Below are 5863 nucleotides of genomic sequence, written 5' to 3' on the forward strand. Positions count from 1 at the left end.
TAGACAAAGCCATTGGCCGCTCGCGGTGCGCCAGTAATACTGTAACTTCCCTGCTCACCCGCAATCGTAGAGACCGACCAAACGATCGCCCCTGTTGCTTTGTCCAGAGCAATCAAGCGCCCATCGAGTGTGCCAAAGATCACCTTATCATCGTACAGAGCAACACCCCGATTAACGACGTCACAGCAGGCCCGCTTACCGTAGGCTTTGTCCACCTCTGGATCGAAACTCCACAAGCGCTCGCCCGTTTTTGCGTCCAGGGCATACACGACACTCCAGCTTCCACTGACGTACATCACGCCATCCGCTACGAGCGGTGTTGCTTCCAGCCCCCGATTCGAGTCGGTATCCATGAACCAAGCCAGACCCAAATCTTGAACATTGTCGGTCTTTATTTGAGCAAGCGGGCTGTAGCGCTGCTCTTGATAATCGCGACCGTAACTCAACCATTCGGTGGGGTCGGGATTCGCGATTTCGTCGCTTGTTTGCCCCCAGGATGCGCAGGCAATCATAAGCCCGATAATCAGCGCCGCGGCTGGAGTTTTATGTTTTCTTAGGTCGCCCATAACATCTCTTTTTATTTTGCTTAGCGCTTATTCAGCGCCAAGAGCGGCGCGACAGAATCATGAAGATTTACGATACCCATACCCTTAATCGGCCGCAAGCGCTTCTAAGGGCCAATTCATAGTCCAAATACATTGATACAAACGTCACATTTTTCAGTACTCTTAAGTCAACCAATGGACCATTAGCGGACGACATATAATGACAAACTCAGCAAAATGCCCTTTCACCAACTTGCTCGACCCTACGTTAATCGCCAATGGCGTACCCGAAAAAATCTTCGCCGAAGTGCGCGAAGCTGGCCCTGCGGTCAAAATAGAAGACCCTATCACCGGAGTCCCATACTGGGCCGTGACGCAAAAAGAAGGCATCGATTTTGTGTCTATGCACAACGAGCTGTTTTCGTCAGCGTTGCGAGCTGCTACTCCCATGGAGGATCCGCAGGAGACGGTCGATAACATCATGGGTAAAATGTTTTTGAACATGGATCCGCCCCTGAATTTAGAGTATCGCAAACTCATTCGTGACAACTTTTTACCGGGCACAGTAGCCACCTACCAAGAAAAGGCGGAGCGTGTCGCTAAAGAGGTCATCGACGCCGTGATTGATCGGGGCGAGTGCGAGTTTGTCGAGGACGTCGCCGCTGAACTCCCGCTGATCACGATCTTAGAATTTTTTAATATCCCCACAGACCAGCGCAAACAGTTTTTCGACTGGACCAACGACATGTTCTTCCAGGACGATCCGGCCTTCTCTGATGCCGATCGTCAGGGCGCCGAATCGCGGGCTCTCGATGCGAGCGCCAATGTATTTATGACCTTCATGGGGCTAGCCACCGAATGGCGCGGTCGCCCCGAAAAGAATCTATGCACCCAACTATTGAACGGTGAAATTCGCGGCGAGCCGGTCAGCGACGAAGATTTTGCCTGGATCGCTCTAATGCTGATGTCGGCCGGCAACGAAAGCACACGAACCGCCATCACCCACGGCATGCGCAACCTGATGGAAAACCCCGAGCAATATCGCTTTTTGCAAGAGCACCCAGAAGCCTTGGATGATGCGGTTGAGGAGATGCTGCGCAAAAACACCTCGTTTATTACCATGCGACGCACCGCAACGCAGGATGTTTGCGCGCCAGAACTTGGCAATGCCGATATCAAAAAAGGCGACAAGGTGGTCATGTTCTACCACGCATCAAACAACGACCCGCGCCTGTTTGGTGAGGATGCCACTCAGTTTGACCTGACCCGCCCCAAACGGCAGAGTGACTTCAAAGCCAATGTGCGATCGTTTGGCATAGGCAAACACAACTGTCTGGGCATGCACCTGGCCAAACTCGAGATGAAGGTACAGCTGGCCGAGATTCTAAAGCGCATGGACAACCCGCAATTCAGTGGCCCTGTTACTTACATTCATTCCTACTTTGTGCAGGGCATTCGGTCGATGCCAATTACCTTTACCAAGCGCGGTGAGTGAGGCTTAGTCTGGGGGGGGTTGACCGTGCGTAACCCCCTCGTCGCCGACTGTGCGCGGTTATTGCTAGTATCGAAACACACATAAAAACAGGACTGACTATGAACAAACCCGATTTTCCAGAAGGCATTACCCTTGTCATCGGCGGCAGCGGCGGCATGGGCGCCGAAATTTGCGTCGAGTTAGCCAAAGCTGGCTCCGATATTGCCCTAACCTACAATGGCAATGAAGCCCGCGCACTTGAAACGGTCGAGCGCGTAAAGGCCGTAGGCAAAAACGCGACCTGCCATCAACTGAGTATTGGCGATGAGGACCGAGTTATAGGTCTAATTAACGAACTCGCGCAGGCGCAAAGAATTCACACCGTGGTCGTTGCAGCAGGCTCTGACATAGACCAGCCCTTGATTCGCGATTTAAGTCCGGCTAACTGGCGCAAAGTGATGGACGCTGACGTGGCAGGGTTCTTTAACATCGTGCACGCATCACTACCGCACATGAAAGCAGCGGGCGGCGGCTCTTACGTGCATATTAGCTCGGCCGGTTTGCACAAGTGGCCCAAGGGTGATGTGCTTTCGGTCGCGCCCAAAGCCTGCATCGAGTCCTTAATTCAGGGCATTGCCAAAGAGGAAGGCGCGCACGGTATTCGAGCAAACTCAGTCGCTATTGGCGTCATTAACGCGGGTATTTTCAAGCGCTTGTGGGCGGACGGCACCTTCGACCAAGAGTGGGCCGATGCTGTGCAGGCGGGCTTGTGTGTCAAACGCTGGGGCGAGCCCGAGGAAGTCGCGCACGCTGTGGTCTATCTAGCATCGCAAAAAGCAGGCTACGTTACAGGGCAAATGATCTCTGTCGATGGGGGCTATGGCGTTTAGCCCCGGCACAGCGCGGACTTTGCAGTCGGAGCTGACAAAGCGCGACCTGAGTAATCGCGCCGACATCGAAACGTTTGTGCGGGCGTTTTACACACACCTGCTCGCTGATCCAGAACTGGCGCCACTGTTTCTTGACGTGGCGGCCATCGACCTCGACAAACACGTCCCGATAATTTGCGACTACTGGCAAAAACTTTTGTTTGGCGATACGAGCTATCAGCGCCATACGATGAACAAGCATCGCGCGATTGACGCCAAATACCCCTTTACCAGACGACACTTTGAACTTTGGACCCACTACTTCATTGCCACTATGGACGGTCAGTTTCAGGGCCCTGTGGCCGACAAAGCCAAACGCATTGCGCTGCGCATTGCGCACAACATGTCAGAGCGATTAGCCGAACAACACGCCGCACAGTTCGCGACTTGACTGTGCTGTCTAGAAATGACATCGCTTTGATCACAGACTTGGCTTATGATCGAATCATCGCCCGAACACAGTTAATAATATGCGATTACTGATTTTTGTCTTGCTAAGTGCACTCAGCACAAGCGGCCAAGCGGCCCCAACCGAGCGCCAACTGAAATTGCTCACGGTGAACTGCCTGCAATGCCACGCCAACATTCACACCGGAGCGCCCGTTATTGGCGACTCCAAGGCCTGGCAACCCATTCTTGCCAAGGGCAAACAGCAAATCATGACCCACGTGGTAGAAGGCCTTAGGGGCATGCCACCACTAGGCTATTGCAGTGCTTGTTCGGAGGACGATTTAATCACCCTAAGCGAAATATTGGCCGGAGAAGCTTTACAGGAGATCCCACGATGAAACGCCGACAGTTTTTGCGTGGCACTGGTGCTTTGGGAGCAACTGGCGCTTTTGCACTGCTGGGTGGTTGCGAGCAATCGTCAACCGAACCCCAAAGTCCAATCGCGTACGAGCCAGGCAAACCCGTGCCTTGGATCAATTGGGCGGGCAACCAATCTTGCCAACCCCAACATCGACCGGCACCTGCCAGCATTGATGAATTAGTAAGCGTCTTAAAAAACGCCAAAGGCACGGTTCGCGCGGTGGGAGCCGGCCACTCATTCAGCGCAGTAGTGCCTACTGACGATACCCTAATCGCTACCGATTTATTGAGCGGCGTCATCGACCACGACCCAGCCACAAACACAGCACAAGTACTGTCGGGCACGCGTCTGCACGACTTGGGCTATCTGCTTGCCGATATCGGCCAGGCTCTACCCAATATGCCCGATATGGCCTATCTGGCCCTGGGCGGCGCCATAGTCAACTGCGCACACGCTACGGGGGTAAATTTTGGCTCGATGGGCTCCTACGTCAACTCGTTACGCCTTGCGACCGTGGACGGAGAGCTACTCGAATGCAGTCCCAGCAGCAACCCCGATATTTTCAAAGCGGCACTGACGTCCGCTGGGGCGTTGGGAATCGTGACCGACTTTACGCTGCAAAACCAAGCGGATTTTGACTTAACAGAAGTCAACAAGATTGAGCCTTTAGAGGACATGCTTGAGGACATCGAAAACCGCAAAGCGAACAATCAGTATTTTGAGTTGTTTGCCCTGCCCCACGCGTCAGTTGGGATTTCGGTGTCCACCAATCCAGCGCAACCAGGCGACAGGCCCCAGGGCCAAGACGACCCTCAGGCAGTCAATACGCTGCGTGATGTTTTTAATGCAATCGCTTGGATACCGGGCGTGGGCAGTAGGTTATACGACACGTTGCTGACCGCTGTGATGGGCAACGAAGCAGAGACCATTCGCACCGGTAAAGCGCACGAGGTGCTACCTCATGTGCGCGTTGTGCGCTTTCGAGAAATGGAGTACACCGTGCCCGCAGAATTGGGCCCTGCCTGTCTTCGTGAGATTATGGCCACCATTCGCAACAAAAACCTGCCCCTTAGCTTCCCCATTGAATATCGCTACGTTAAAGCCGATGACATTTGGTTAAGCATGTTCCAAGGGCAAGACGGCGCCACTATTTCCATTCACCAATATGGCGATCTGGATTACCGTCCAATTTTCGCAGAGCTCGAGCCAATATTCTGGCGCTACGGCGGTCGCCCACACTGGGGTAAACTGCATACCTTAAAGGCCTCGGATTTAGCCGCACTTTACCCCAAGCACTGGCGGGACTTTTTAGCCGTCAGAGAGAGCCTAGACCCAGACAAACGCCTAATGAATGCCCACCTAAAAGAATTATTTGGAGCGTAAGCATGCCCTCTCGACGCAATGTAATTCTTGGTGCTTTGGGTGCAGCTGGGCTTGCCGCTTGGCTAAAACCCAAAGATAAAGGCGGTGTTTATACACCCTACTTCACCGAGCTTAACCAAACGCTTAAAGATGCAGGAATTGGCACCCCGAGCTTGATTATTGATTTAGACCGACTCGATCGCAATATCGACCGTATCACTCAAACTCTAGGTACTGCGCCCTGGCTGAGTTATCGCGTCGTGACCAAGTCGGTACCTAGCCCGGAGCTGGTGCGCTACATTAGCGAGCGAGCCCAGACCCAGGCACAAATGATTTTTCATTTACCTTTCTTGCTGGCGACAACGCAAGTGACGCCTGATGCAGATATACTCATCGGCAAACCCTTTCCTATTGCTGCCGTTCAGGAGTTTTATCGCAAACACGCTGGAACCTTTGAGCCGGCGCAGCAGCTCCAGTGGTTGGTCGATACGACGGCACGACTTCAACAGTATTTAAACTTTGCCCGGGCGAACCAACTGAAACTGCGTGTAAACCTAGAGCTCGATGTTGGACTACATCGCGGTGGATTTGTTGCCGATGAAGCACTGAGCGACGCTTTGGGACTCATCAGGGCCAACCCCCAACACCTAACATTCAGCGGTTTTATGGGCTACGACGCGCATTTAATGGGCATACCCAGTGTGTTGGCCAAACGTGAGCTACCCAAAGTCAAAGCCCGGTA

The 5863-nt window shown here is 53.3% G+C and carries 7 protein-coding genes; 6 read left to right on the plus strand and 1 reads right to left on the minus strand.

All coding sequences use genetic code 11. The features are described from left to right. Positions 1–566, minus strand: a 566-nt coding sequence (locus ACTF5Z_RS11025) for an outer membrane protein assembly factor BamB family protein (protein WP_438985676.1), incomplete at its 3' end; no start/stop codon positions are given. Between the two features lie 199 nt (positions 567–765). Here ACTF5Z_RS11025 and ACTF5Z_RS11030 point away from each other — a divergent pair. From ACTF5Z_RS11030 to ACTF5Z_RS11055, 6 genes are all read left to right on the plus strand, one after another. Continuing rightward, a complete protein-coding gene (locus tag ACTF5Z_RS11030) occupies positions 766–2040 on the plus strand; it encodes a cytochrome P450 (protein WP_438985677.1) in 1275 nt (424 codons plus the stop codon). 98 nt (positions 2041–2138) lie between these two features. Beyond that, the gene (locus ACTF5Z_RS11035; RefSeq protein ID WP_438985678.1) at positions 2139–2909 is read left to right on the plus strand and encodes an SDR family NAD(P)-dependent oxidoreductase; all 771 of its coding nucleotides are present in this window, start codon (positions 2139–2141) and stop codon (positions 2907–2909) included. Continuing rightward, on the plus strand, positions 2899–3339 hold the full coding sequence (locus ACTF5Z_RS11040) for a group III truncated hemoglobin (RefSeq protein WP_438985679.1): 441 nt from the start codon (positions 2899–2901) through the stop codon (positions 3337–3339). Before ACTF5Z_RS11035 ends, ACTF5Z_RS11040 begins: the two co-directional genes overlap by 11 nt. Positions 3340–3418: 79 nt before the next feature. Beyond that, complete coding sequence (locus ACTF5Z_RS11045; RefSeq protein ID WP_438985680.1) at positions 3419–3736, plus strand: c-type cytochrome; 318 nt, start codon at positions 3419–3421, stop codon at positions 3734–3736. After that, positions 3733–5142, plus strand: a complete 1410-nt coding sequence (locus ACTF5Z_RS11050) for a D-arabinono-1,4-lactone oxidase (RefSeq protein ID WP_438985681.1) — start codon at positions 3733–3735, stop codon at positions 5140–5142. The genes ACTF5Z_RS11045 and ACTF5Z_RS11050 overlap by 4 nt, the downstream gene beginning before the upstream one ends. A 2-nt stretch (positions 5143–5144) precedes the next feature. Continuing rightward, the coding region (locus tag ACTF5Z_RS11055; protein ID WP_438985682.1) for an alanine racemase at positions 5145–5863 on the plus strand (719 nt) is incomplete at its 3' end.

Source organism: Aequoribacter sp. (genome assembly GCF_965659035.1).
Classification (GTDB): Bacteria; Pseudomonadota; Gammaproteobacteria; order Pseudomonadales; family Halieaceae; genus Aequoribacter.